The sequence below is a fragment of the Ruminococcus sp. D54t1_190329_F1 genome (assembly GCF_015551645.1).
Lineage (GTDB): Bacteria > Bacillota > Clostridia > Lachnospirales > Lachnospiraceae > Blautia_A > Blautia_A faecis.
Map to the genome: position 1 here is coordinate 1 of NZ_JADNDC010000015.1, position 26,106 is coordinate 26,106.

Annotated in this window: 24 protein-coding genes; 19 read left to right on the top strand and 5 right to left on the bottom strand. The window is 43.6% G+C overall.

Going from position 1 to position 26,106, the window contains the following annotated elements:
- Nucleotides 1-68: 68 nt before the first annotated feature.
- A complete protein-coding gene (locus I2D69_RS08425) occupies nucleotides 69-299 on the bottom strand; it encodes a helix-turn-helix domain-containing protein (protein ID WP_195379730.1) in 231 nt (76 codons plus the stop codon).
- A gap of 171 nt (nucleotides 300-470) precedes the next feature.
- On the opposite strand from I2D69_RS08425, the gene I2D69_RS08430 reads away from it, so the two are divergent.
- Nucleotides 471-1,100 (top strand): helix-turn-helix transcriptional regulator, encoded by a 630-nt coding sequence (locus I2D69_RS08430; RefSeq protein ID WP_009265518.1) that lies wholly within the window; start codon nucleotides 471-473, stop codon nucleotides 1,098-1,100.
- Between the two features lie 86 nt (nucleotides 1,101-1,186).
- A complete protein-coding gene (locus tag I2D69_RS08435) occupies nucleotides 1,187-2,482 on the top strand; it encodes a tyrosine-type recombinase/integrase (RefSeq protein WP_009265517.1) in 1,296 nt (431 codons plus the stop codon).
- A gap of 119 nt (nucleotides 2,483-2,601) precedes the next feature.
- Here I2D69_RS08435 and I2D69_RS08440 read toward each other — a convergent pair whose 3' ends face one another.
- Nucleotides 2,602-3,171, bottom strand: coding sequence for a class I SAM-dependent methyltransferase (locus tag I2D69_RS08440; protein WP_207741804.1), 570 nt, complete (start codon nucleotides 3,169-3,171; stop codon nucleotides 2,602-2,604).
- A gap of 322 nt (nucleotides 3,172-3,493) precedes the next feature.
- Here I2D69_RS08440 and coaBC point away from each other — a divergent pair, with 322 nt between their 5' ends.
- The 3 genes from coaBC (at nucleotide 3,494) to I2D69_RS08455 (ending at nucleotide 6,439) form a co-directional block, all read left to right on the top strand.
- Nucleotides 3,494-4,693, top strand: a complete 1,200-nt coding sequence (coaBC, locus tag I2D69_RS08445) for a bifunctional phosphopantothenoylcysteine decarboxylase/phosphopantothenate--cysteine ligase CoaBC (RefSeq protein WP_173716588.1) — start codon at nucleotides 3,494-3,496, stop codon at nucleotides 4,691-4,693.
- Nucleotides 4,694-4,921: 228 nt separating this feature from the next.
- Nucleotides 4,922-5,572, top strand: coding sequence for an ECF transporter S component (locus I2D69_RS08450; RefSeq protein ID WP_173716587.1), 651 nt, complete (start codon nucleotides 4,922-4,924; stop codon nucleotides 5,570-5,572).
- 93 nt (nucleotides 5,573-5,665) lie between these two features.
- Entirely contained in the window at nucleotides 5,666-6,439 is a 774-nt protein-coding gene (locus I2D69_RS08455; protein WP_173716586.1) for a type III pantothenate kinase, read from the top strand.
- 82 nt (nucleotides 6,440-6,521) lie between these two features.
- Here I2D69_RS08455 and I2D69_RS08460 read toward each other — a convergent pair whose 3' ends face one another.
- Nucleotides 6,522-7,412: an RluA family pseudouridine synthase gene (locus I2D69_RS08460; protein ID WP_173716585.1), complete on the bottom strand. Its 891-nt coding sequence runs from the start codon at nucleotides 7,410-7,412 to the stop codon at nucleotides 6,522-6,524.
- A gap of 193 nt (nucleotides 7,413-7,605) precedes the next feature.
- Here I2D69_RS08460 and I2D69_RS08465 point away from each other — a divergent pair, with 193 nt between their 5' ends.
- From I2D69_RS08465 to I2D69_RS08520, 12 genes are all read left to right on the top strand, one after another.
- Nucleotides 7,606-8,949 carry an MATE family efflux transporter gene (locus tag I2D69_RS08465; RefSeq protein ID WP_173716584.1) on the top strand — a complete coding sequence of 448 codons (1,344 nt, stop codon included), beginning with the start codon at nucleotides 7,606-7,608 and terminating at the stop codon, nucleotides 8,947-8,949.
- Nucleotides 8,950-9,293: 344 nt separating this feature from the next.
- The gene (gene cbiD, locus I2D69_RS08470) at nucleotides 9,294-10,469 is read left to right on the top strand and encodes a cobalt-precorrin-5B (C(1))-methyltransferase CbiD (RefSeq protein ID WP_173716583.1); all 1,176 of its coding nucleotides are present in this window, start codon (nucleotides 9,294-9,296) and stop codon (nucleotides 10,467-10,469) included.
- A 142-nt stretch (nucleotides 10,470-10,611) separates the two neighbouring features.
- A complete protein-coding gene (gene cobI, locus I2D69_RS08475; RefSeq protein WP_173716582.1) occupies nucleotides 10,612-11,295 on the top strand; it encodes a precorrin-2 C(20)-methyltransferase in 684 nt (227 codons plus the stop codon).
- Nucleotides 11,296-11,401: 106 nt separating this feature from the next.
- Nucleotides 11,402-12,160: a precorrin-4 C(11)-methyltransferase gene (cobM, locus tag I2D69_RS08480; RefSeq protein ID WP_118579928.1), complete on the top strand. Its 759-nt coding sequence runs from the start codon at nucleotides 11,402-11,404 to the stop codon at nucleotides 12,158-12,160.
- Nucleotides 12,161-12,206: 46 nt separating this feature from the next.
- Nucleotides 12,207-13,313: a cobalt-precorrin 5A hydrolase gene (locus tag I2D69_RS08485; protein WP_226841003.1), complete on the top strand. Its 1,107-nt coding sequence runs from the start codon at nucleotides 12,207-12,209 to the stop codon at nucleotides 13,311-13,313.
- Nucleotides 13,306-14,046 (top strand): precorrin-3B C(17)-methyltransferase, encoded by a 741-nt coding sequence (gene cobJ, locus I2D69_RS08490; protein WP_173716581.1) that lies wholly within the window; start codon nucleotides 13,306-13,308, stop codon nucleotides 14,044-14,046. Before I2D69_RS08485 ends, cobJ begins: the two co-directional genes overlap by 8 nt.
- Entirely contained in the window at nucleotides 14,039-16,084 is a 2,046-nt protein-coding gene (gene cobK / locus I2D69_RS08495; protein ID WP_195379731.1) for a precorrin-6A reductase, read from the top strand. The genes cobJ and cobK overlap by 8 nt, the downstream gene beginning before the upstream one ends.
- Before the next feature lie 64 nt (nucleotides 16,085-16,148).
- Complete coding sequence (locus I2D69_RS08500; RefSeq protein ID WP_195379732.1) at nucleotides 16,149-17,651, top strand: cobyrinate a,c-diamide synthase; 1,503 nt, start codon at nucleotides 16,149-16,151, stop codon at nucleotides 17,649-17,651.
- Nucleotides 17,648-18,613, top strand: a complete 966-nt coding sequence (gene cbiB / locus I2D69_RS08505; RefSeq protein ID WP_195379733.1) for an adenosylcobinamide-phosphate synthase CbiB — start codon at nucleotides 17,648-17,650, stop codon at nucleotides 18,611-18,613. Before I2D69_RS08500 ends, cbiB begins: the two co-directional genes overlap by 4 nt.
- 99 nt (nucleotides 18,614-18,712) lie before the next feature.
- The gene (locus I2D69_RS08510; RefSeq protein ID WP_195379734.1) at nucleotides 18,713-19,759 is read left to right on the top strand and encodes an aminotransferase class I/II-fold pyridoxal phosphate-dependent enzyme; all 1,047 of its coding nucleotides are present in this window, start codon (nucleotides 18,713-18,715) and stop codon (nucleotides 19,757-19,759) included.
- Nucleotides 19,760-19,802: 43 nt separating this feature from the next.
- Nucleotides 19,803-21,311 (top strand): cobyric acid synthase, encoded by a 1,509-nt coding sequence (locus I2D69_RS08515; RefSeq protein ID WP_187565981.1) that lies wholly within the window; start codon nucleotides 19,803-19,805, stop codon nucleotides 21,309-21,311.
- A 2-nt stretch (nucleotides 21,312-21,313) separates the two neighbouring features.
- Complete coding sequence (locus tag I2D69_RS08520) at nucleotides 21,314-21,955, top strand: precorrin-8X methylmutase (protein ID WP_195379735.1); 642 nt, start codon at nucleotides 21,314-21,316, stop codon at nucleotides 21,953-21,955.
- Nucleotides 21,956-22,006: 51 nt separating this feature from the next.
- On the opposite strand, the gene I2D69_RS08525 is transcribed toward I2D69_RS08520, so the two are convergent.
- Nucleotides 22,007-23,335, bottom strand: a complete 1,329-nt coding sequence (locus I2D69_RS08525) for a PLP-dependent aminotransferase family protein (RefSeq protein WP_148462861.1) — start codon at nucleotides 23,333-23,335, stop codon at nucleotides 22,007-22,009.
- Between the two features lie 109 nt (nucleotides 23,336-23,444).
- On the opposite strand from I2D69_RS08525, the gene I2D69_RS08530 reads away from it, so the two are divergent.
- On the top strand, nucleotides 23,445-24,359 hold the full coding sequence (locus tag I2D69_RS08530) for a pyridoxamine kinase (RefSeq protein ID WP_195379736.1): 915 nt from the start codon (nucleotides 23,445-23,447) through the stop codon (nucleotides 24,357-24,359).
- A gap of 57 nt (nucleotides 24,360-24,416) precedes the next feature.
- Nucleotides 24,417-25,058 (top strand): TIGR04100 family radical SAM protein, encoded by a 642-nt coding sequence (locus I2D69_RS08535; protein WP_195379737.1) that lies wholly within the window; start codon nucleotides 24,417-24,419, stop codon nucleotides 25,056-25,058.
- Between the two features lie 191 nt (nucleotides 25,059-25,249).
- On the opposite strand, the gene I2D69_RS08540 is transcribed toward I2D69_RS08535, so the two are convergent.
- Nucleotides 25,250-26,026, bottom strand: coding sequence for an inositol monophosphatase family protein (locus I2D69_RS08540; RefSeq protein WP_195379738.1), 777 nt, complete (start codon nucleotides 26,024-26,026; stop codon nucleotides 25,250-25,252).
- Between the last annotated feature and the right edge of the window lie 80 nt (nucleotides 26,027-26,106).

Consider the following 26,106-nt stretch of genomic DNA (forward strand, 5'->3'; position numbering starts at 1 on the left):
GTCGGAAAGCCGTGTGAGGGAGAACCTCATGCACGGTTTGATGAGGGGCGGATGAAAATTTCATCCGCCTACTCTACCACAGTTCTTGTTACAGCTTTTACATTTCCTCTATCCCTCAAATCACGACCTTCATTAGCTTCCATAAACATTTCCAGAATATCGGTTTTAATCAGGACTTTGCGACCAACCTTTAATACTGGAAGTTTCTTCCATTCTACAAGCTGTCTTAAGGTGTTTCTGCCGATTCCCGTATAGTCAGCAGCTTCTTCGATGGATAATGCAATTTTTCTTTGCGTCATATAATCACCTCCTTACAAATTGCATTATGCAATTCTTGTGATGTAAGTATATCCTTTTCACATCTTTTTGTCAAGCGTTACGAAATGTCAAAAATAAACTTTATATTGCATATTGCAATTTCAGAAAAACAATGCTATAATTCATACATACCGAAAAAGGAGGCAGTCAGCATGAAAGATAAAGAATTACGCAAGCTGATAGGGAGCAGAGTAAAACAGCGCCGTCTGGAATTGAATCTGACACAGCCTTATGTCGCAGAAAAGATGGGTGTTACCGCTTCTACAATCCTGCGTTATGAGAATGGTTCGATTGACAATACGAAAAAAATGGTGTTGGAAGGTCTTTCGGAAGCACTCCATGTATCTGTGGAATGGCTCAAAGGGGAAACAGATGAATATGAAACCGATATTACGGATAAGAGAGAATTACAGATTCGTGATGCGATGGGAGATATTCTGGAACAGTTACCACTTGCCCTTACCAAAGAAGAAGATGCTTTTTCAAAAGATTTATTACTGCTGATGTTAAAACAATATGGTCTGTTTTTGGATTCCTTTCAGTTCGCCTGCAAAAACTTTAAGGGGAATGATGGTCAGACGGATATTGCCAAAACAATAGGGTTTGAATCGAATGATGAATATAATGAGATTATGTTCTTAAGGGAAATCACTCACACCATCAATGCTTTTAATGAGATGGCAGACATCGTAAGGCTCTATTCCAAGAAACCCAAAACAGCAGAGCAAAGGCTTGCAAATCTTTTATCAGAAGTCTTATACGAAGATTCCGAATCGGTATAGTAAGACAGCCGGAGTTATGATATACTTACACGCACGAAGCATTTCATCAGTTCCGATTGTCTAATATCGAAAGGAGACATACGATTATGGCAAAAGGATCTGTAAGAAAAAAAGGAAAGAAATGGTACTACCGCTTCTATGTAGAGGACGCAAGCGGCAATCTTGTTCAGAAAGAATGCGTTGGAACAGAAAGCAAAAGTGAAACTGAAAAACTGCTCCGTCAGGCAATGGATGATTATGAGAAAAAGAAATTTGTTGCCAAAGCGGAAAATCTCACAGTCGGACAACTTTTGGATGTGTGGGCAGAGGAGGAATTAAAAACAGGTACGCTCAGCAATGGTACTGTGGAGAATTACCTCGGAACAATCCGAAATATTAAGAAACATCCGCTGGCAGAACGGAAATTAAAAAATGTAACCTCTGAGCATTTGCAATCCTTTTTTGATTTGCTTTCCTTCGGGGGAGTTCATCCCGACGGAAAAGAGAGAAAGGGTTACAGCAAAGATTACATCCATTCTTTTTCCGCAGTCATGCAGCAGTCCTTCCGCTTTGCAGTATTTCCAAAACAGTATATTACGTTTAATCCCATGCAGTATATTAAACTGCGGTATCAGACGGATGAAGTTGATTTGTTTTCAGACGAGGACATGGACGGAAATATCCAACCAATTTCACGAGAAGATTATGAAAGATTGCTTGCTTATCTGAAAAAAAAGAACCCAGCCGCAATACTTCCAATCCAGATAGCCTATTATGCCGGGCTTCGTATTGGAGAAGCCTGCGGTTTGGCGTGGCAGGACGTAAATCTGGAAGAACAATGCCTTACCATAAGACGTAGCATCCGATACGATGGCTCAAAGCGCAAATATATCATCGGACCAACCAAGCGGAAAAAAGTGAGGATTGTTGATTTTGGAGATACGCTGGTAGAGATTTTCCGTAATGCCCGGAAAGAGCAGTTAAAAAATCGAATGCAGTACGGAGAACTTTATCACACGAACTACTACAAAGCGGTCAAAGAGAAAAACAGAGTGTACTACGAATATTATTGCTTAGACAGAACAGAGGAAGTCCCGGCAGATTATAAAGAAATTTCTTTCGTCTGTTTAAGACCGGATGGTTGTCTGGAACTTCCAACTACTTTGGGGACTGTTTGCAGAAAGGTGGCAAAAACATTAGAGGGATTTGAAGGCTTTCATTTCCACCAGTTACGTCACACCTATACAAGCAACCTTTTAGCAAATGGAGCTGCCCCAAAAGATGTGCAGGAACTGTTAGGACACTCAGATGTAAGTACCACAATGAATGTCTATGCTCACTCCACAAGAGATGCTAAACGAAAATCAGTTAGGCTTCTTGATAAAGTGGTAGGCAATGATTAAAAAAATTCCCTTATTTCCCTTGTGATTATCTCATAAGGGTAAAAATAAGGGAAACTACATATCATTTCACTAATGGACAGGCGGGAAAGCCTATAAAATGGGGAAAGTTAGAGAGATAATTATATAAATTCCAGTTTGACTACAAGTACGGGCATAGGCGGATGATTAGGCCGGTTGTAATATTCTGTTTTAATAACCAGAAATTTCCTGGAATCCAGCACCTTCAGCCATTTCAGCAGTGCATCCCGTTCCTCAAACCCGGAATCTCCGCCGCTGTAGATACACAGCATCAGGATCCCGCCCTTTTTCAAAAGGGACAGGGATACGGTAAGTGCCTGAATACTGGATTCTGCCCTTGTGGCAAGAGTATGATCGCCCTTCGGCAGATAGCCGAAATTGAATACAATGCAGCTTACACTCACAGGCTCTGCGTATTTTCCCATATTTACGTGGGAATCCAGAAACAGTTCATAATTGTGAGGGGCATTTTCTTTTTCAAGCCGCTCTCTTGTATTGGCAAGTGCCATTTCCTGAATATCGAAAGCGAGTACATGCCCTTTTTCCCCACAAAGACGGGAAAGAAGCAGAGTGTCATTTCCGTTACCCATGGTGGCATCAATGCAAAGCTCTCCCTCTTTTACATGCTCTGAGATAAAGTGGGCGCACCACTGTGTGATCTGGTAGTTCATAATGGTTCCTTTCTTTTGTAGTATCCTTATTATCAAAGACGAAAACAGATGGCAAAATTTCCCGCAAAGTGGGGTGTGCACGTTACGGGAAGGATTTTTTTACATGCTCTGGAATGGCTGTTAAAAGTCCAAGGCTATTATAACAGATAATAAAACAAAGAAAAGATGCATATAAAGGTAAATTATGTATGAAAAGCTGAACATATAAAAAATACATTGCATTCATACGTCTCTTTGCATTATAATAAGCGGTACGGACAAAAGGTATAAAATAACAGATGAATTTTGTCCAAAAGATTTCAAAGAGAGATGAGGGAAGATAATGTTAGAGGGAAAGACAGTTCTTCTGGGAGTTACTGGAAGTATTGCAGCATATAAGATCGCATATCTTGCAAGTATGCTGAAGAAACAGCAGGCAGACGTTCATGTGCTAATGACCAGAAATGCCACTAATTTTATTAATCCCATTACTTTTGAGACACTTACCGGGAATAAATGCCTTGTGGATACCTTTGACCGGAATTTTCAGTTCCAGGTAGAGCATGTGTCCATTGCGAAAAAGGCTGACGTTGTGATGATCGCACCGGCAAGTGCCAATGTGATAGGCAAGCTGGCTCATGGAATTGCAGACGACATGCTTACAACCACCATTATGGCATGCAGATGCAAGAAATTTATTTCTCCGGCGATGAACACCAATATGTTTGAGAACCCCATTGTTCAGGATAATCTAAAAATCCTGGAGCATTATGGATACGAAGTGATCGATCCTGCTGTGGGCTATCTTGCATGTGGCGATACCGGAGCAGGAAAAATGCCGGAGCCGGAGACTCTTTTAAACTATATTTTGAGAGAGTGTGCCTGTGAGAAGGATATGAAAGGGCTGAAGGTGCTGGTTACCGCCGGTCCTACCCAGGAAGCAATTGATCCTGTCCGTTATATTACCAACCATTCTTCCGGCAAGATGGGCTATGCCATTGCAAAAATGGCTATGCTGCGCGGAGCAGATGTCACACTGGTGAGTGGACGTACTGCACTTACACCGCCGCCATTTGTAAGAGTGGTTCCGGTGGTAACAGCCAGAGATATGTATGAAGCTGTAACCTCTGTCAGTCAGGAACAGGATATTATCATTAAAGCAGCAGCAGTGGCAGACTATCGTCCGGCCAGTGTGAGCGATGAGAAAATCAAAAAGAAAGACGATGACATGTCCATTGCCCTTGAGAGAACAGATGACATTCTGAAATATCTTGGAGAGCACAAACCGGATGGACAGTTTCTCTGTGGCTTTTCCATGGAAACAGAGAATATGATCGGTAATTCCAGAGTCAAACTTACCAGGAAAAATCTGGATATGGTAGCTGCCAACAATGTAAAAATGGCAGGTGCCGGATTCCAGGGGGACACCAATGTTCTGACTCTGATTACACAGGATGAGGAAGTATCACTCCCGCTAATGAGCAAGGAGGATGCAGCCGGTAAGATCCTGGATAAAATACTGCTTGAGAGAGTTCGCAGATAGTTATTTACAGGCTGTCATTTTGATAGCATTTATAAATCTTTTGCGAAGCCGCAGGCAGTGGCACTGGTGTTATATTCGCAGATTGTATTTTGTAAATCTGGACAGAGGATAACACATTTTTCAGAGTGGCGGGTAAATACCAAAAAAACATGCCCGCTGTTCCATACCGTATTGTATCCCTGGGTCTGAACAGGCTCTAATATAGGGAACGATAACAAGGAGGACAATATGAACAAAAAATTTACAACATCTCAAATCACCTTACTGGGCCTTATGATCGCAATTCTGCTTCTTATGGCTTACACACCTCTTGGATACCTGAATATCGGGCCTCTTGCAATCACCTTTAATATTATTCCGGTTGCCGTCAGCGCAATTACAATGGGACCTGTAGGCGGAGCCATCGCGGGAGCCGTATTCGGACTTACCAGCTTTGGTCAGTGTATCGGCATTGGAGGTACCAGCCTTATGGGTGTTACCTTATTCGGAATCAATCCATTCCTGGCGTTTGTTCAGAGATTTATTCCAAGACTGGTTGACGGACTTCTTCTTGGATATATTTTCCGGGGAGTCCGCAGGAAATCAAAAAATATTTATCTTTCCTGTGCTGTAACAGGATTTCTTTCCGCATTTTTAAATACTCTGTTTTTTATGGGGTTATTGGTTTGCCTTTTTGGAAATACCGAGTATGTACAGGGACTTATGGGTGGAAAAAACGTGATTCTGTTCATCTGTACATTTGTAGGAATCAACGCAGTATGTGAAATGCTTTCCGCTACCGTTATCACAGGCGCTGTAGGTGCAGCCCTTTACAAGGCAAGGCTTCTTCCGGAAACAGAGAAGAAATCTGAGAAAGTGGTAAAAACAGCAGAAGTTTAAGAAAATTGAAAACAGACAGACTGTTTGCAAAAATGGCCGCTGATTGCGGCTGAAAGCAGTCTGGCTGATGATAGAGAAATCATGGAGGAAAAAATGATTTTAGCAATTGATATTGGAAACACAAATATTGTGGTTGGCTGCATTGATTCAAAGCAAACCTATTTCATTGAGAGACTTTCCACTGTCCGTACAAAAACAGAACTGGAATACGCAGTTGACCTGAAGACAGTTTTGGATTTATATCATATTAAGCGGATTGATATTGAAGGCTGCATTATTTCCTCTGTAGTACCGCAGATTACCAATGCCGTGAAGCTTGCAGCTGAAAAGGTTCTGAAAAAAGAACCTATGGTATTGGGACCAGGTGTAAAAACAGGACTGAATATCCTGATGGATAATCCCGGACAGCTTGGAGCAGATCTTGTAGCAAATGCAGTTGCAGGAATTCATGAATATTCTCTTCCACTGGCAATTATTGATATGGGAACTGCAAGTACGGTAAGCGTAGTAGATGAGAAGAAGCATTATGTGGGAGGCATGATTTTTCCCGGAATGGGAGTGTCCCTGGATGCCCTTACTGCCCGTGCTTCTCAGCTTAGCGGAATCAGTATTGAAGCACCGAAGCGCATCATTGGAAAAAATACCATTGAATGCATGAAAAGCGGTGTGATTTACAGCAATGCAGCAGCCCTTGACGGAATTGTTGACAGAATTGAAGAAGAGCTTGGTCAGAAAATTACAGTTGTTGCAACTGGTGGTCTTGCCCGTAAGATTATCCCACATTGCAAGCGGAAGATTTTGCTGGATGAGGATCTTTTGTTAAAAGGTTTGCTCATTATATATGAGAAGAACAGAAAAGAATTATAAGCTTTCTGAGAATGAAAAATGAGACAGGTCAGAACTTCACGGTTATGAGGTTCTGACCTGTTTTGCCCGAATTCGGTTGCCGTTAGGAACGATGAAAGGCATCTGCAAAATCTTCTGGGACAGGGGCAGTCATACACATGTTTTCTCCTGTAACAGGGTGAGCAAATTCCAGCTGAAAGGAGTGCAGGGGCTGTCTTTTTATAATTCTGTAATCTGGATTGTAGAGAAAGTCTCCTGGCAGCGGATGTCCAATGTACTTCATATGCACACGGATCTGATGAGTGCGTCCGGTTTCCAGATGGAGCTCGATGAGAGAGTAGGAATGATAGGTGTCTAATCGCTCATAATGTGTGACCGCACTTTCCCCATTTGCGAAATCCACCTGTCTTTCGATGGTGGAATCTGCTGCGCGCCCGATAGGCGCATCAATAGTTCCTTGCTCTGGTGCGATTCCCTGTACAATTGCCAGATAGGTACGCCGGATCTGACGCTGTTTCATCTGGGCAGAGAGAACTGCTGCACTATAAGGATTTTTCGCCAGGATCAGGGCTCCTGTGGTGTCTCTGTCCAGACGGTTGATGCAGCGGTAGACGAAATGCTGTCCTTTTTCTTTAAAATACCAGGCAACTCCATTCGCCAGTGTATTATCATAATTTCCAATGGAAGGGTGCACAGGCATGTCTGCCGCCTTATTTATGACTAAAATATCTTCATCTTCATATAGAATAGAAAGGTCCATTCTCACAGGCAGGATATTCTCAGTGTTGTCCGCTTCCGGAATATGTATGTGAAGAGAATCTCCGACCTGAAGAACTGATTTCCCAAATCCCCGCTCACCATTTAGCTGAATCGCATTTTTATCTGCCTTCATGGAAGATAAAATTCCCCGGGAAAAGCCCTTGTTCCTGAGAAAATCAAGAAGCTGCATTCCTTCCTGCTCTGGCTGTATCGTGTATGTAAGAATTCTGTCCAAGGTGTTCCTCCTGAAATTGTATTAAAATTATGTTGAAACATAAGGATTGTGCGTAATTAAATACTGTATTTTTTTCGCTCAAGGTGTATAATAGCACAGAAAATATTTGCATGGAAGTATCTGAAGCAGTTTTATGAGATATACATCCATGCGACAGGAACTATTTATATATTTAAGGAAAAAGAGAAAACATATGAAACAACAGCAACATCTTTTTACAAACAAAATGCTCCGGGCGCTTCTTGTTCCTATTATTATGGAACAGCTATTAAATGCCTTGATGGGTACGGTAGATACTATGATGGTCAGCAATGTAGGTTCTGCGGCCATTTCCGCCGTTTCTCTTGTGGACTCCATCAATGTATTGATCATTCAGGCCTTTTCTGCACTGGCAGCAGGAGGTACCATTATCTGTACCCAGTATCTTGGCCAGAAGAATCACGAGATGGCAAACAAATCAGCCAGGCAGGCACTTTTTATTATAACGGCTATTTCTGTTTTCATCGTTGTGCTTGGACTTGCTTTCCGTGCACCGCTTCTTAGCTTTATTTTCGGAAAAGTAGACGCGGATGTTATGAAGAATTCCATGGTATATTTCTTTTATACTGTGCTGTCCTATCCTTTTATTGCGCTTTATGATGCCGGAGCATCCATTTTCCGTGCACAGGAAAACACCAGAGGACCGATGGTAATCTCCATTATTTCCAATGTGATGAATATTGTGGGAAATGGAATCCTGATCTGGGTATTTCATATGGGAGTTGCCGGAGCCGCCATTTCTACACTGGTATCCAGAATTTTTTGTGCAGTGGTAGTGCTTTATCAGCTTAGAAAAGACAGGCAGCCAATTGTGGTACGTGATTATCTGAAAATCCGTCCGGATGGAAAAATGATTGGCAGGATTCTTGCTCTTGGTATTCCTTCTGGTATAGAGAACAGCATGTTCCAGCTTGGAAAGCTGGCAATCCAGTCTACAGTCTCTACGCTTGGAACCACTGCAATTGCAGCCCAGGCTATGACCAATATGCTGGAGATGTTAAATGGAACAGCTGTAATTGGTGTTGGAATCGGACTTATGACAGTAGTGGGACAGAGCCTTGGAGCCGGAAAAAAAGACGAGGCAGTTTATTATATGAAGAAACTGATGATCTTTTCCGAAGTCTTTCTCATCGCCTGCTGTGCAGTGGTATATGTCCTTGCACGGCCGATTACCATGATTGGTGGAATGGAAGCTAAAAGCGCTGAAATGTGTCTTGATATGATGTTCTGGATCACCATTGTGAAACCAATCGTATGGATGTTTGCGTTTATTCCGGCTTACGGCATGCGTGCGGCAGGAGATGTGAAGTTTTCCATGATTACTTCCTGCATTACTATGTGGACCTTCCGCTTTTGCCTGTGCGTTTATCTGATCCGGGTATGTGGCATGGGACCGATGGCTGTCTGGATCGGAATGTTCACAGACTGGACGGTACGTGCGATCGTGTTTGGTCTGCGGTTTAAGAGTGGAAAATGGATGGAACATAAAGTTGTGTAAAAGGTAACTGCAAAAGGTAACTGCAAAAGATAAGGAAAGCGATCCCCTTTTATTGACTTTTAAATGGCAAAATTATATAATGTAACGGATAAAAACAGGGAAAAGCATGATCAGGAAGCCAGGTGTAATTCCTGCACAAGTCCGTTACTGTACAGTCAGATACTGGTTGCTTTTTCAGAAACAGGATTTCCTGCGGCAACCGGGATAAGACTGATAGGAAAGAAGCTTTGTTGTCAGGACAGGGCTTCTTTTATTTACGTAACAGATGGGGCGGACGTGAAGATTGCCGTCACAATCCCGGAAACCCGCATAGCGGGTTCCTCATAGCTTTGGAGGCAAGAAAAATGGAACATAAGACAGGATTGGAAGATTATTATGTGATTCGCGGACAGAAGAAAATGCGTTTTGGCTATACTACAGGTTCCTGCGCGGCAGCAGCTTGCAAGGGCGCCTGCCTGATGCTTCTGGGAAAAGAAAAGTTAACATCTGTACCGCTTATGACTCCCAAGGGAATCCTCCTTGACCTGGAACTGCATGACATTCAGATCAGTGAAAATCAGGTTACCTGTGCAGTGAAAAAAGATGCCGGAGATGATCCGGACACAACAAATGGCATTCTTGTGTATGCTACAGTGTGGAAGACGGATACTGCCGGAATCGTCATAGATGGCGGAGTGGGCGTAGGCAGAGTTACAAGACCCGGGCTCTCCCAGAAAGTAGGAGAAGCTGCGATCAATTCTGTTCCTCGTGCCATGATCCTTCGAGAAGCAGAAGAAGCTGCAGTTTCCCATGACTATGAGGGAGGGCTGAAGGTTGTGATTTCTGTTCCGGAAGGTGTAGAGATCGGCAAGAAGACCTTTAATCCCAGGCTGGGAATCACAGGGGGAATTTCCATTCTTGGAACCTCCGGAATTGTGGAGCCTATGAGTGAAAAAGCTCTTGTAGAAAGCATTCATGTGGAAATGAAGCAGCACTTTACCCAAGGCGAGAAGTACCTTCTTGTGACTCCGGGAAACTATGGGGCAGATTATCTGCGTGAGCACATGACCTTACCTTTCGAACGAAATATTAAGTGCAGCAATTATGTGGGAGAAACCATTGATATGGCTGTGGATATGGGAGTGAAAGGAATCCTGTTTGTGGCCCATATTGGCAAGTTTGTAAAGGTAGCAGCAGGAATTATGAACACCCATTCCCACAGTGCAGATGCCCGTATGGAAGTGCTTGCAGCCAATGCCCTCAGAGTGGGAGCGGATGGAGATACTGCAAGAGATATCCTGAATTGCAATACCACAGATGATGCCCTTGATATTTTGCACGAAAAAGGCCTTTTAGAGCCTGCAATGCAAGAAATTATGGAAAGAATCCAGTTTTATCTGGATCACCGTTCTTATGAACAAATTAAGCTTGGTGCGGTTGTTTTTAACAATGTATATGGATATCTGGGAAAAACAAGAGATGCCGGTGAACTGATTCAGGAAATTCAAAAGCAGGATGAAATGCTTAAACTTCAAATGTAAGCGGGATGATAGAGTGTGCAGATTGCAGGCATGGACAGTATGTTGCAGGGCATTTTTACGAATAAAGATATGTTCAGTTTATGAGAGCAAAAAATAAAAACAGAGTAGTTATGTTTAAAAACTATTTCAGAAAGAGAGATCTATGACAGGAAAATTATATGGCGTAGGAGTTGGCCCAGGGGATCCGGAGCTGATCACTTTAAAGGCCTTAAGACTTACAAAGGAAGCAGATATACTGGCTTTTCCAGGGGAAAACCCAAAAGAATCTGTAGCATACAGGATCATGAAAGGTGCGTATCCGGAAATTGACAGCAAACAGATGATTTCCCTGCCAATGCCCATGATCAAAGACAGAGAAGAACTGAAACGTGTTCATGATGAAGGAGCAAAAATAATTGCAGAATGGCTTGAGAAAGGAAAAAATGTAGTATTTCTTACCCTGGGAGATCCAACCGTATATTCTACATACATTTATGTTCATAAAAGGGTGGAGCAGCTGGGATATGCAACGGAAATCATCAGCGGCATTACATCCTTTTGCGCAGTCAGTGCCAGATTTAATGAAGGACTGGTGGAAAAATCCCAGCAGCTTCATGTAATCCCTGCCTCCTATCAGATAGAAGAAGCATTAAAGCTTCCAGGAACGAAGGTTCTGATGAAAACCGGCAAAAAAATGCAGGAAGTAAAAGCACAGATCAAAGCATCTGGTAACAAAGCCGAGATGATCGAAAATTGCGGAATGCCAGATGAGAAAATTTATAGAAGTGTGGAAGAAATTCCAGATGATGCAGGTTATTATTCGTTGATCATTGTGAAGGAAAAGTAAGATAATGTAAATGAAAACCAATGTAGGCAGAGTAAAAATTTATTAAAGCAAGAATTATAAAACTTTGCCGCATAATAAAAATTATAGTGAAAAAGGAGAGAAAGCCATGATTCATTTCGTAGGAGCAGGTTCCGGAGCACCGGATCTGATCACCGTAAGAGGAAAGAAATATCTGGAAGAAGCAGACGTAGTTATTTATGCAGGATCTCTGGTAAATCCAAAACTTCTGGAGTACACAAAGGATATTTGTACTATTTATAACAGCGCAAAGATGACACTGGAAGAGGTGCTTTCTGTTATGGAAAAGGCAGAAGCAGCAGGCAAGACAACAGTAAGACTCCACACAGGTGATCCCTGTATTTATGGTGCCATCCGTGAGCAGATGGATGTGCTGGATGAGAAGGGAATTGCTTATGATTACTGTCCTGGTGTCAGTGCATTCTGCGGTGCGGCAAGTGCTTTAAATCTGGAATATACGCTGCCAGATATTTCCCAGAGCGTGATCATCACCCGTATGGAAGGAAGAACTCCGGTTCCGCCAAAGGAAAGCATTCAGTCCTTTGCTGCCCATCAGGCAACTATGGTTGTTTTTCTCAGTACAGGAATGCTGGAAGAACTGAGCAGAAGACTGATCGAAGGCGGTTATACGGCAGATACTCCTGCTGCGATTGTGTATAAGGCAACCTGGGAGGATGAGAAGAAATTTGTGTGCACAGTAGGAACCCTGGCGCAGACTGCGAAAGAGAATCATATTACGAAGACTGCACTTATGATCATTGGAGACTGTGTAAATGCCGCTCATTATGACCGTTCCAAGTTATACGATCCAGGATTTACAACAGAGTTCCGTGAAGCAACGAAATAAGAATAAGGTTATTTGATATGGCAGCTTAGGTTAGAGCCTGTTCCAGATGAAAGGAAAACGGATGAAAATTTCCATGATATGCTACACCCTGACAGGGCAGCAGACAGGAGAGAAACTAAAAAAGGGACTGGAAAAAGAAGGAAATATAGTTTCTTTTTTCACAAAGAGCAAATACATTCCAGATTCTATAAAGGGAAGCTGCGGGAAATGGACGGGAGAACAGTTCGAAACTGCAGACAGTATCATTTTCATTGGAGCAGCCGGAATCGCAGTGCGCAGCATTGCTCCCTTTATACAAAGCAAAAAGAAAGACCCGGCTGTGCTGGTAGTAGATGAATTGGGCAAATTTGTGATATCCCTGCTGTCTGGACATCTTGGCGGGGCAAATGAACTTGCCTGTCTGGCTGCAGACATTTTACAGGCAATCCCTGTAGTCACAACTGCCACAGACCTTGAGGGAAAATTTGCTGTGGATGTGTTTGCAAAGAAAAATAACTGTCACATTTTTCGAATGAAAGAGGCGAAAGAGGTTTCTGCCGCGCTGCTGGCAGGTGAGAAGGTGGGATTCTACAGCGAATTTCCCTGGGAGGGAGAACTGCCAGAGGGACTGATCTGGTGTCAAAAAACTGGCATATCACTTTCTGAAATACAGTATGAAACTGTGGATGGCACACCACTTCCAGAGGTGGGGATTGCCGTGACCGTACATAAAAGCTGTCATCCCTTTGCCTCAACGACGCATGTAGTTCCACCAGCTGCTGCGCTTGGAATGGGCTGCCGGAAAAATAAAGAATCAGAAGCCGTGGAAAAAGCAGCATTCAGCTGCCTGAAAGAAAATGACATTTATCCGGAGGCAGTTGCAGCTCTAGCAAGCATTGATGTAAAAAAAGAAGAACCCGGGCTTCAGGCTCTTTCAGAAAAGCTGGGAGTTCCCTTCAAAACATTTTCCAGTGAGGAACTTCTGTCTGTGCAGGGTGAATTCACATCATCCTCTTTTGTGAGTAAGACAGTAGGTGTGGATAATGTGTGTGAGCGAAGCGCGGTGAAAGCCGCAGAGAATTATACTGGCGTTCATTTTATACAGAGAAAACGGGGCGCAGAGGGCGTGACAACGGCTCTTGTCCTTGGAGATTGGAGGATACGTTTTGAGTAAAGAAAAGAAAATCTATGTGGTAGGAATCGGACCAGGTTCTTATGAAGGAATGACAGGAGCTGCAGCTACAGCTCTTGAAAAAAGTGATGTGATCGTTGGATACACTGTTTATATTGATCTTGTAAAAGACCATTTTCCGGGAAAATCTTTTCTCACTACACCTATGAGAAAGGAAGTAGACCGCTGTGTAATGGCTTTTGATGAGGCTATGAAAGACCAGACAGTTTCCATGATCTGCAGTGGTGATGCGGGAGTTTACGGAATGGCTGGTCTTATGTATGAAATCGGCGCAAACTATCCGGAGGTGGAGCTGGAAGTAGTTGCAGGTGTTACAGCAGCAACCGGAGGAGCAGCAGTTCTTGGTGCTCCATTGATCCACGATTTCTGTCTGATCAGTCTCAGTGATCTGCTCACACCATGGGAAAAGATCGAGAAGCGTCTTCTTCTGGCTTCGGAAGCTGATTTTGTGATTGTTCTTTACAATCCGTCCAGTCACAAGAGACACGATTATCTGAAAAAAGCCTGCGAACTTATGCTTCAACACAAATCTCCGGAAACAGTATGCGGTACCGTGCAGAACATTAACCGCGAGGGTGAAACTGCCAGGGTTATGACTCTGGCTGAATTGAAAGAAACACAGGTAGATATGTTTACCACTGTATTTATCGGAAATTCACAGACCAGAAATATTGATGGAAAAATGGTAACACCAAGAGGATATAAAAATGTCTGATGTTGTTGTTTTTGCAGGCACCACAGAAGGCTGTGAAATCTGCAGCTTTTTGGCAAAAAATAAAGTAAGTGTGTTTGCCTGTGTCGCTACCGATTACGGCAGCAAATCATTAAAAGAGGGCGAATATCTGAAAATCCACGCTGGCCGCCTGAATGGGGCGGAGATGGAAAATCTTCTGAAAGAACTCAGCCCCGGACTGGTGCTGGATGCTACCCATCCGTATGCTGCCGAGGTAACGGAGAATATTCGTGCTGCCTGCCAAAATACAGGTTTTTCTTACCAGCGAGTATTAAGAGAGGCCGGTGCTTATCAGGATAAGGCTGTTTATGTGGAGAATACAGAGGCAGCAGTGGAATTTCTGGAAGGTACAAAAGGAAATATCCTGCTTACCACAGGCAGCAAGGAGCTTGGAAAATTTACAGCTTTATCTGATGCAGGAGAACGCATTTATGCCCGTGTTCTGTCTTTGCCATCTGTGATGGAAACCTGCAAAGGTTACGGCTTTGAGGGCAAGCATCTGATCGGTATGCAGGGACCCTTTTCCATGGAATTAAACGCAGCCATGCTTCGTCAGTATGACTGCAAATATCTTGTGACAAAGGATACAGGAAAAGCAGGTGGTTTCCAGGAGAAAATTGATGCTGCACTTATGTGCGATGTGATTCCTGTTATAATTGGAAGACCGCTGCAGGAAGAGGGCCTTTCTGTGGCAAAATGTAAACATATGCTCGCGGAACACTTTGGACTCACCCTGAAACCTCACGTTACACTCCTGGGAATTGGGATGGGAAGTGAGAAAACCCTTACAATTCAGGGAAAAAGGGCAGTTCAAAGAGCTGATCTGATCATTGGGGCCAGGCGTATGGCAGATTCCATCCGGGAGCCGGGACAGCCGGTGGTGTATGAATACCGCAGCGATGTGATTGGAGCTTATATTAAGAGCCATCCGGAATATGAGAATATTGTGATAGCTTTGTCCGGGGATGTGGGATTCTACAGCGGAGCGAAGAAGCTGTTGGATGTGTTGAATGGAAGGAAACCAGAGGGGGTTTTAGCAGATGATTTTGAAGGGCAGGAGCACAGTGAAAAAGAGAATGGCTGTGTCTCCATTGAGATTATCTGCGGAATTTCTTCTGTGGTTTATTTTATGTCCCAGATCGGTTTATCCTGGGATGATGCGAAGATCACCAGCGCCCACGGCAAAAATTGCAATTTGGTTTCCATGATCAAGCAGAATCAGAAGGTTTTTTCCATTCTGGGAACAGGAAGTGCAGTTGCGGAACTTGCACAGAAGCTGGTGGAATATGAGATGGGAGATGTGGTTCTCTATGTTGGAGAAAATCTTTCCTATCCAGATGAAAAAATATTCCAGGCGAACGCCAGTGAACTGACTTCCTATGAGGGTCAGGCATTGAGCGTTGTCTGTGCTTACAATGAAAAAGCCAGACCGGCATTTTCCACTCATGGAATTCCAGATGAGAAATTTATCCGTGGAAAAGCACCTATGACAAAAGAAGAGGTGAGATGTGTTTCCCTTTCCAAGCTTCGTCTTCAGGAAGATTCCATCTGTTATGATGTAGGTGCCGGAACAGGTTCTGTTTCTGTGGAAATGGCTCTTCGCGCAGATCAGGGACAGGTTTTTGCTGTTGAGAAAAAGGATGACGCGGTGGCTCTTCTTTACGAAAACAAACAGCGGTTTGCAGCGGATAATCTGGAAATTATAAAGGGCGAGGCACCGGAAGCACTAAAAGAACTGCCGGTTCCAACTCATGCGTTTATCGGCGGTTCATCAGGAAATCTGAAAGAAATCGTTGCCCTGCTTTTAGAAAAGAACCGGGATGTGCGGATCGTGATCAACTGCATTACGCTGGAGACTATCAGTGAGGCACTGGAGATATTGAAAGAATACGATTTCGCAGATCAGGAAGCAGTGCAGCTTACAGCCTCCAGATCAAAAGAGATTGGAAGATACCATCTAATGATGGGAGAAAATCCTATTTATATTATTACCTGCCAGAGCCCCCGGGCGCAGATATGACAGGTGTGGTTTTCTTAAGAGTGCAGAAAAAGGCTGTTGGCGCGGAAAGAAGAGGAGGACTATCATGAAAAAAAGAATACCCAGGATCTTGCTTGCAGCAGGAGCCAGCGGAAACGGGAAAACACTTCTCACCTGTGGTCTGCTGCAGGTACTGGTAAACAGAGGAATAAAGACAGTCTCCTTTAAATGCGGACCGGATTATATTGATCCCATGTTCCATACCCAGGTAATTGGTACAAAATCCCGAAATCTGGACACTTTTTTTACAGGAGAGGAGATTACCAGATACCTTCTTGCAAAAAACAGTGCTGATTGTGAAATAGCAGTGATGGAAGGGGTCATGGGATTTTACGATGGAGTGGCAGGAATTACCACCAGAGCAAGTGCCTATGATCTGGCCAGGGTAACGGACACACCTGTAATTCTGATCGTGAACAGCAAAGGAATGAGTGTTTCACTTGCTGCTTACATAAAAGGATTTATGGAGTATAAAAGGGACAGCCATATAAAGGGCGTGATTTTTAACCAGATGTCGCCCATGCTTTATCCCCGAATGAAAAAGCTGATAGAAGAAGAGCTTGGTATTAAGGTGCTGGGCTATGTGCCAAAGGTAGAGGACTGTGTGATAGAAAGCAGACATCTGGGCTTGGTTCTTCCGGAAGAAATTCCGGAATTAAAGGGAAGGCTTTTAAAGCTGGCAGAAGTGCTGGAGAACAGTCTGGAAATAGAAGAGATATTAAAACTGGCCAATGAGGCACCAGTGTTGGAATATCCATTGTTGGAAAAGACAGATGAGAGATCCCTATGTCAGCCAGCTGGAACCAGTGCAATAGCTGAAAAGGTGAAAAGAGAAGTGGATGCATTGACTGAAATGAGTCAGGTGTATACCTGGAAAAGCCCAAAGAAGCTTCGGATCGGTCTTGCGAAAGATGAGGCATTCTGCTTCTTTTATGAGGATAATCTGGATCTTCTTCGTTCCATGGGTGCCGAGTTGGTGGCTTTTTCGCCTGTACATGACGGACATTTACCAGATAATCTGGACGGACTTCTTCTCTATGGTGGATATCCGGAATTAAATGGAAAAGCATTGGAGGAGAATCTTTCTATGCGGCAGGAAATTGCGGCAGCCATAAAGGATGGAATGCCCTGTCTTGCAGAATGCGGTGGGTTCATGTATCTCCACGAAAGCATGGAGGGAATGGATGGGAAATTCTATGAAATGGCAGGCATTATTCCGGGTAAGGTATGGCGCACACCCAGACTGACCCGGTTTGGCTATATTACTTTGAAGCAGAATCAGGGGATTTCCCATGGAAAACAGGAAACTGTAATTCTTGGGGAGTCAGATCTTGGAGTAAGTCCGGCCCATGAATTTCATTATTTTGATTCGGATAATTGTGGAACTGCATTTCATGCTTCCAAACCGGAAAGCAAACGCGGGTGGGACTGCATGCAAGGTTCTGATCATTTGTTAGCTGGCTTTCCTCATTTATATTATTACGCAAATCCGAAAATCCCACAGGCATTTTTAAAAAAGTGTCTGGAGTATAAGGAGTTACAAAAATGATACGATTATTAACTCTTCCGGCAGGTTTTATTCTTGACCTGCTTATGGGAGATCCAAGATGGCTATATCATCCGGTATGTCTTATAGGAAATCTGATCAGCATACTGGAAAAAGGAATACGAAAGGTGTTTCCGAAAACAGATAAGGGTGAGCGGGCAGGAGGCATTCTGGAAGTTGTCCTTGTCTGTTTTATTACCTTTTTTATTCCTTACGTTGTAATCCATCTGTTTTATAAATGGAATTTCTGGCTGGGCTTTGCACTGGAGACTTTCTGGTGCGGACAGCTGCTTGCAACAAAATCATTGAAAGTGGAAAGTATGAAAGTATATGACCGCCTGAAAAACGGAACCATTGAGGAAGCGCGTTATGCCGTTTCCATGATTGTGGGACGTGATACACAGGCACTTTCAGAAATCGGAGTGACGAAGGCTGCTGTGGAAACGGTTGCGGAAAATTCCTCTGACGGAATTATTGCCCCTATGCTTTATATGGCAATCGGTGGAATTCCTCTGATGTTTTTGTACAAGGGCATCAACACTATGGATTCTATGCTTGGATATAAAAACGATAAATATCTGTATTTTGGAAGATGTGCAGCCAGACTTGACGATGTGGCGAATTATATTCCAGCCAGAATTTCCGGCTGGCTGATGGCATTGTCCACAGTATTTGTTGGAATGGATACCAAAAATGCAGTGAAAATATACAGAAGAGACCGCCGCAATCATGCAAGCCCCAATTCTGCCCAGACAGAAGCGGCTATGGCAGGAGCACTGGATGTTCAGCTGGCAGGAAATGCTTATTATTTTGGTAAGCTATATGAAAAACCGACGATCGGGGATCCGATCCGCCCGGTTAAAATCGAGGATATTCCAAAAGCGAATAAACTGCTTTATGCAACCTGTATTGTGGGAGCAATTTTATTCTTCGGTCTGAGTGTTCTTCTGAAGACTGTGTTATAGCAGATTTTGCTGAAAAAACAGCAACAAATAAAAGATTAAAGTATGTTTTAAAATTGTGATGCACATCTAGAGCGTGCAATTACTTGAATGGAGACAACAATGGAAAAACACATACATGGCGGTGATGTGTATCATCATCAGGGGTGCATTGACTTTTCAGCAAACTGCAATCCTCTTGGCACCCCGGAGGGAATCAAAAAAGCGATCATTGAAAGTCTGGAGCATATAAATGACTACCCCCAGGTAGGCTGCACTCCCTTAAAAAAAGCCATTGCAGAATATGAGAATACGAAGCCGGATCAGGTGATCTGCGGAAACGGCGCTGCAGAGGTGATCTTTTCCCTTTGCCGGGCGGTGAATCCAAGACGGGCTCTGGTGCCGGCTCCGACTTTTGCAGAATACCAGCAGGCATTATATAGTGTAGATTGCCAGGTAGAGTTTTTTCTCCTGGATGGGAAAAAGAGGTTTGTGCTGGAGGAAAACTTCTTACAGGCATTGACAGAAGAGATTGACATTATTTTCCTGTGTAATCCCAATAATCCAACCGGGCTTCTGGTGGAAAAACCATTGCTGGAAAAAATTCTGAAGCGTTGTCAGGAGCTTAATATTCTTATGGCGGTGGATGAATGTTTCCTGGATTTCGTTCCATCACCAGAAAAATATACGCTAAAAGAATATCTGGAAACCTATGACAATCTGTTTCTTCTGAAAGCTTTTACAAAGCGCTATGCTATGGCAGGTGTGAGACTTGGCTATGGTCTTTGCGGAAATAAAGGACTTCTGGAAAAAATAGAAGGTGTATGTCAGCCCTGGAATGTCTCTTCCATGGCACAGGCAGCAGGTCTGGCTGCATTACAGGAAACGGAATATGTAGAAAAGGGCAGACAGGTGACATTTGAAGAGCTGGCTTACCTGAAAGAGCAATTGACTGCTCTTGGTTATCCGGTTTACCCATCTCAGGCAAATTATGTGTTTTTTACTGGTCCGCTGGATTTGTATGAGAAGCTGGAGCAGAAGAAGATCCTGATACGCGATTGCAGCAATTATACCGGACTTTCCAAAGGATATTACAGGGTTGCGGTGAAGGAACATGAAGAAAATCAGCAGCTTGTCAGGGCATTGAAAGAAATAGAAAGAAATAGATAGAACCAAAGTTGAAAATGTGATTTTATAAAAGGAGGAACACATTTTGGCAAAAGCAATCATGGTGCAGGGGACAATGTCCAATGCCGGAAAAAGCCTTCTGGCAGCAGGCCTTTGCAGAATTTTTAAACAGGACGGGTACCGTGTGGCACCTTTTAAGTCCCAGAATATGGCGTTGAATTCTTTTATCACAAAAGAAGGTCTGGAAATGGGACGTGCCCAGGTGATGCAGGCAGAAGCAGCCGGAATTGCTCCTTCTGTTCTGATGAATCCTGTTCTTTTAAAGCCTACAAACGATGTAGGCTCCCAGGTGATCGTAAACGGTGAGGTTCTGGGAAACATGAGCGCCAGAGATTATTTCAAATATAAGAAAAAACTGGTGCCGGATATTATGAAGGCTTACAATGCTCTTGCAGCAGAAAATGATATTATTGTTATAGAGGGAGCCGGAAGTCCGGCGGAAATCAATCTGAAAAGTGATGATATCGTAAATATGGGTATGGCGAAAATGGCAAAGGCTCCGGTTCTTCTGGTGGGAGATATTGACCGTGGCGGTGTTTTTGCCCAGCTGATCGGAACTGTCATGCTTCTGGAAGAAGATGAAAAGGAGATGGTAAAAGGTCTGATCATCAATAAATTCCGTGGAGACAAAACTATTCTGGATCCTGGGGTGGAAATGCTGGAGGAGAGAAGCGGCATTCCGGTTGTAGGCGTAGCTCCTTATCTGAATATTCAGGTGGAGGATGAGGACAGCCTGACGGAACGCTTTGAGACAAAACGGACAGTAGACATGATTGACATTGCGGTGATCCGAGTGCCCAGAATTTCTAATTTCACAGATTTTAATCCGCTGGAGAGTATTCAGGGAGTTTCCCTTCGCTATGTAAAAAATCCATCAGAGCTTGGCAATCCGGATATGATCATTCTGCCTGGAACCAAAAATACAATGGAAGATCTTCTGTGGATGAGAGAAAATGGCCTGGAAGCGTTGATCCTGAAGGAGGCTGCGAAAGGAAAGCTGATCTTTGGAATCTGCGGCGGCTATCAGATGATGGGCGAAACTTTAAGCGATCCTCATGGAGTGGAAGCTGGCGGAACGATCAAAGGTATGGGCCTTCTTCCAATGGATACCGTTTTTGCCAGGAAAAAGACCAGAACCAGAGTGGAAGGCTCCTTTAGCCAGCTGACTGGTGCGTTTGCAAAGCTTAGTGATACTGCTCTGGAAGGATATGAGATCCATATGGGTGAGACTGCCCTGAAGGGAGATGCAAAGCCATCTACAAATATTCAGGATAGCGTAACCGGAGAGAGAAAGGCGGATGGTGCTTATCTTGACAATGTGTGCGGAACTTATGTCCATGGTGTTTTCGATAAAGAGGCAGTAGCTGAGGCAATTGTACAAATCATTGGAGAAAAGAAAGGGCTGGACGTATCCGGAATGACTGGAATGGATTTTCAGGCATTTAAGGAAACCCAGTATGATATTCTGGCAGCAGAGCTCCGGAAACATCTGGATATGAAGAAAATATATGAAATCCTGGAAGAGGGGGTATAAATATGAAGGTAGAACTGGAAAATGTAAAACCAATGGACATAGAGAAAAGAAGCTTTGAGATTATCACAGAGGAGCTTGGTGATACCCCTCTGCTCCCGGGAACAGAGCTGGTGGTAAAGAGATGTATTCACACAAGCGCTGATTTCGATTATGCGAAAAATCTTTGTTTTTCCGAAAACGCAGTGGAAAAAGCGATTCAGGCAATTAAAGATGGCGCCTGTATTGTAACCGATACCCAGATGGCAAAAGCAGGAATCAATAAACGCGCCCTTGCAAGGTATGGCGGTGAGGTTTACTGCTTTATGTCAGATGAGGATGTGGCGAAGATTGCGAAAGAAAATGGTTCCACCCGTGCCACGGCAAGCATGGACAAGGCGGCCGGGGTGGATAAAAAGCTGATCTTTGCCATTGGAAATGCACCTACAGCACTGGTTCGCCTTTATGAGCTGATCGAGGAGAAAAAACTGAATCCGGAGCTGATCATCGGTGTGCCGGTAGGGTTTGTGAATGTGGTGCAGTCCAAGGAACTGATCATGCATACAGATGTGCCGTATATTGTAGCCCGCGGGCGTAAGGGCGGATCAAATATCGCAGCGTGCATCTGCAATGCCTTGCTGTATATGATCGACAACAACCGGGGATAAAAAACAGCGTATACTCTGTCTGTGGTAAATGGCAAAGTATACGCTGTCCGTTTAGTTCAAAACTACAGACTTCAGCAGTTCGCAGGCCGGGACGAAATCCTGTACTGGTATGGAGGAGCAGGACATAAGTACCGTCACATCTTTCTCACTTTCTTTTAGAATTTGTAAATGCAGGCTTTTTTCAGAAGCCTGTTTTTTTAATTCATCCCCGCTTTTTTCATAAGGCAAAGTAAGAGCCAGACTGGTACCGGCTGCGCCCACCTGAATCTGACAGCCAGTGCCAAATACCTGACGGACTGAGCTGCGAAGCTGTTTTAATTTGGAAGAATAAAGTCGTTTCAGCCTTCTGGTCTGTGCAGCAAGATGACCGTCCCGGATAAATTGACACAGAGCAATCTGTTCTGCTTTAGAAGCAGTCTGGTTGTAAAATCCGGCTTTCTTTTTATAAGCATTGAGAAGCTCAGGAGGCAGGATCATAAAGCTGATACGGATAGAAGGCAGCAGCAATCTGGAAAATGAACCAATGTAAACTACGCCCTGTCCTCCGGAGAGTCCGAAAAGGGAGGGTGTAGGCTTCTGGAAATAGACAAATTCGTTTTCGAAATCATCTTCGATTACCAGATGATGGCGTTCATCTGCATATTTCAAAAGCTCCAGACGGCGCTTTACCGGCATGATTTCGCCCCACTTTGTCATGTGTGCAGGAGAAACATAGACCACATCACAGTCTTTGTTACGGTAACAGATCTCATATCCATAGTCCCCGAAAACTGTGCTTCCGTGAACGAAAGAAGGGGTTGGAAAGGATACCCGGTGAAATTCCGGATATACTTCATGGATAAGAGGACAGAGAATCTGCAGCAGGCTTTGGAAACTGGCGCCTACTACAATATCATCCGGTGAACAAAGAATGTTCCGCCTCTCACGGATGTAATCTGACAAAGTTTCCCGGAAATCCGCTTCCCCCTGGGGTTCGCCATAGGTCAGCATGCGTTCATTCTGCCGGAGGGCGCTTTTCATGTAACGGCTCCACAGGTCAAAACGAAAGCTTTCTTTATCTACACCTGAAGATGCCAGGTCATAGCGGTAATGAGTTTCTTTATGAGTACCCGGCTGGTTGTTTTTATGCTGGTGGGAGGCAATCTCTGTGACATAATAGCCGCTTTGGGCTTTTGCCATAATGTAGCCGTCTGCGGCAAGCTGAAGATAGGCAGTTTCAATAGTAGTGCGGGAAAGCTTCAGCTCCTGGGAACACTTGCGGAGAGAAGGCATTTTGCTTCCGGGTGTCATTTTCCCATCCAGGATCAGTTTCCGGTAGTATTCGTAAACTTCCATATAAAGATGCGTAGTGCGGTTTTGATTCTTTTCAATGTCTAACATAAAACTGTCCCTTCTAAAAAAGTTGAATTTGGATATTTCTGTACATACACTTAGATGATATTTTATAATATAAACGAAAAATTTACAATAAAAATCAGGAGTGATATATTTGAAAAAAATAGCGGTAATTCAGGATTTGTCAGGGCTTGGAAAATGTTCCCTGACAGCGGCAATTCCGGTGATCTCGGTGATGGGCGTGCAGGCTGTACCGCTGCCAACAGCAGTACTCAGCAACCAGACCGGTTATCCTTCCTATTACTGTGACAATTATACAGAGCACATGGAACAGATCATGGATGAATGGGAGAAACGGGGATTTTCCCCGGATGGAATTTATACAGGATTTCTGGCTGACGAGGAGCAGGCAGATAAGATCCTGGATTTTCTCAGAAGATTCCGGAAAGAGAAGACCGTGGTGCTGGTGGATCCGGTTATGGGAGATAATGGCGGTGCTTATGGGATTTATACAGAAGGTTTGCGGGAACGGATGGTCCAGCTGGTGAGAAGCGCACAGGTGATCACCCCTAATCTGACAGAAGCATTGCTTCTTTTGTATGGGAAAGAAGAGATGGAAAAAAGATATGCAGGGCTTATGGAACTGGATGGGGAGAAACGTCTGGAGCAGATTGAAAAAATCGGCGAGAAGCTGGCAAATGAATATTGTTTACAGGCAGCTGTAATTACGGGAATCGAATATGTGAAAGAGCAGAAAGCAGCACCTGCGCTAATTTCAGATAGGAATAAGAAGAACTCTATGCAGATGGGAAATCTGGTGGTGGAAAATGGTCAGGTCTACTGGTGTTTTGCCCCAAAGACCGGGGGCAGCTATTCGGGAACCGGTGATCTGTTTGCCTCTGTACTCAGTGCAGGGTTAGTGAAGGGAATGTCTATGATGACTTGTGTAGAGCTGGCAGTAAATTTCCTTTCCAAAGCAATTGCGGAAACTGTACAGGAGGGCACGGATCGAAATGACGGGGTCTGCTTCGAGAAATATCTTGAAGAATTGTGTAAAATAGAAAAATGAAACAGCTGCTGTGAATGGCGAGAAGAGTAACATGAATTATGAAGGAGCGAGTGAATAATGGCTGATATTGTTTATTGTTATAATCATGAAGTGTATTTTAATTTAACTAATAAATGTCCCTGCAACTGTACCTTCTGCATCCGTAACAACGGTGATTCTGTAGGTAGTGCAAAGACATTATGGTTTGAGAAAGAACCTACAATGGAAGAAATCTACAAGGCAATCGATGCGTTTGATTTTTCCGGTTACAAAGAAGCTGTTTTCTGCGGGTACGGCGAGCCGACTATGGCATTGGATAAGCTGATCGCAGTCAGCAAATATGTAAGAAGTAAATATCCGGCACATTTAGACCGAGATGGTAAGCTCTGTCCGGGAATCCGGTTACGTCTGAATACAAATGGACTTGGTGACCTGATCAATAAGCGTTCTATAGCCAGGGAAGTGTGTCAGGCTGTAGACATTGTTTCCATCAGTCTGAATATGCCAGACGCAAAGTCCTACAATGAAGTAGTACGTCCGGCCTATGGGGAAAAAGCATTTGATGCCATGTTGAAATTTGCAGAAGATTGCAAACAGTATACAGAAAATGTAAAATTTACCGTTGTAGACTGCATTGGCGAGGAAAATGTTGAGAAAAGCCGTAAAGTGGCAGAGAAGCTTGGTATTCCCTTGAGAGTGCGTGAATATACAGCAGAATAAAAGCGGAAGAATATAAGCAGATATGTTTAAATAAAAAAGACACCTTAACAGATTATTTATAAAACCTAACAATTTTTATTAGATTTTATATGTATAAAAATCTGAAGTGGTGTCTTTCATTTTGCGGACAACGAGCTAAAGTCCGTGTTTATATGAAAACTTAGAACTTTTGAGAACTGGTTGCAGCCTTGTTACGCATTTATAAGCTTCAGCAAAATCTCCCGGAACTGTGGCACACAAGCCAGTATATCTGAGTTCGCCAGATAAGGCAGCTCCTTATTTCCCCAGTCTGTGATGGTGCCGCCTGCTTCCCTTAAAATAATGGATGCCCCACTGTAGTCCCAAGGCTTCAGATTCTGCTCAAGATAAGCATGCTGTCTTCCGCATGCCACATAGCAGATATCAAGAGCAGCAGAACCGGTACGTCTGAAGTCAGCACAGTTCATAAAGATATTATAAAATATCGGGAACAATTCCTTTGCCCTGTTTTTCTCATAAGGAGAAGAACCGAAGGATACAACCGCGTCCTTGAATTCCGGCTGGTCAGAAACCTGGATAGGAGCTCCGTTCAGGTAAGCGCCTTCTCCCTTTGCTCCGTAGAACAGCTCTTCTGTAAATGGATTATAAACTACACCGAAAGTAATCTCCCCATTTTCATAAAGCCCAAGAGAAACTGCACTTAAGTGATAATCCCGGATCAGATTGGTGGTTCCGTCAATGGGATCCAGAATCCAGTATGATTTATCCGGATCCAGCCCAAGGTTCTCTTTCTCTTCGGCAATCAGTGCGATATCCGGAAATTCATTTCCAAGCGCCTCTTTCAGATACTTCTGCACAGCTACATCTACGTTTGTGACGTAATCTGCAGCTCCTTTTTCTGTAACCTTTTCATGTGTCATTTCCTGAAAGATCAGTGGCTTTGTCTGTCTTACAAGTTCTATGATCTTAGACTGATTTTCTTTATTCATATAAAAGTAACACCTCCAAGGTAAAATTTACCATAAATAAAAAGGAAGGACAAGACGCTAAAGCTATTAAAAATTGAGTT

What these genes read in the sequence shown, in the direction of transcription:
- I2D69_RS08425 (WP_195379730.1), bottom strand. Translation starts at nt 299, where the DNA reads ATGACGCAAAGAAAAATTGCATTATCCATCGAAGAAGCTGCTGACTAT.
- I2D69_RS08430 (WP_009265518.1), top strand. Translation starts at nt 471, where the DNA reads ATGAAAGATAAAGAATTACGCAAGCTGATAGGGAGCAGAGTAAAACAG.
- I2D69_RS08435 (WP_009265517.1), top strand. Translation starts at nt 1,187, where the DNA reads ATGGCAAAAGGATCTGTAAGAAAAAAAGGAAAGAAATGGTACTACCGC.
- I2D69_RS08440 (WP_207741804.1), bottom strand. Translation starts at nt 3,171, where the DNA reads ATGAACTACCAGATCACACAGTGGTGCGCCCACTTTATCTCAGAGCAT.
- coaBC (WP_173716588.1), top strand. Translation starts at nt 3,494, where the DNA reads ATGTTAGAGGGAAAGACAGTTCTTCTGGGAGTTACTGGAAGTATTGCA.
- I2D69_RS08450 (WP_173716587.1), top strand. Translation starts at nt 4,922, where the DNA reads ATGAACAAAAAATTTACAACATCTCAAATCACCTTACTGGGCCTTATG.
- I2D69_RS08455 (WP_173716586.1), top strand. Translation starts at nt 5,666, where the DNA reads ATGATTTTAGCAATTGATATTGGAAACACAAATATTGTGGTTGGCTGC.
- I2D69_RS08465 (WP_173716584.1), top strand. Translation starts at nt 7,606, where the DNA reads ATGAAACAACAGCAACATCTTTTTACAAACAAAATGCTCCGGGCGCTT.
- cbiD (WP_173716583.1), top strand. Translation starts at nt 9,294, where the DNA reads ATGGAACATAAGACAGGATTGGAAGATTATTATGTGATTCGCGGACAG.
- cobI (WP_173716582.1), top strand. Translation starts at nt 10,612, where the DNA reads ATGACAGGAAAATTATATGGCGTAGGAGTTGGCCCAGGGGATCCGGAG.
- cobM (WP_118579928.1), top strand. Translation starts at nt 11,402, where the DNA reads ATGATTCATTTCGTAGGAGCAGGTTCCGGAGCACCGGATCTGATCACC.
- I2D69_RS08485 (WP_226841003.1), top strand. Translation starts at nt 12,207, where the DNA reads ATGAAAGGAAAACGGATGAAAATTTCCATGATATGCTACACCCTGACA.
- cobK (WP_195379731.1), top strand. Translation starts at nt 14,039, where the DNA reads ATGTCTGATGTTGTTGTTTTTGCAGGCACCACAGAAGGCTGTGAAATC.
- I2D69_RS08500 (WP_195379732.1), top strand. Translation starts at nt 16,149, where the DNA reads ATGAAAAAAAGAATACCCAGGATCTTGCTTGCAGCAGGAGCCAGCGGA.
- cbiB (WP_195379733.1), top strand. Translation starts at nt 17,648, where the DNA reads ATGATACGATTATTAACTCTTCCGGCAGGTTTTATTCTTGACCTGCTT.
- I2D69_RS08510 (WP_195379734.1), top strand. Translation starts at nt 18,713, where the DNA reads ATGGAAAAACACATACATGGCGGTGATGTGTATCATCATCAGGGGTGC.
- I2D69_RS08520 (WP_195379735.1), top strand. Translation starts at nt 21,314, where the DNA reads ATGAAGGTAGAACTGGAAAATGTAAAACCAATGGACATAGAGAAAAGA.
- I2D69_RS08525 (WP_148462861.1), bottom strand. Translation starts at nt 23,335, where the DNA reads ATGTTAGACATTGAAAAGAATCAAAACCGCACTACGCATCTTTATATG.
- I2D69_RS08535 (WP_195379737.1), top strand. Translation starts at nt 24,417, where the DNA reads ATGGCTGATATTGTTTATTGTTATAATCATGAAGTGTATTTTAATTTA.
- I2D69_RS08540 (WP_195379738.1), bottom strand. Translation starts at nt 26,026, where the DNA reads ATGAATAAAGAAAATCAGTCTAAGATCATAGAACTTGTAAGACAGACA.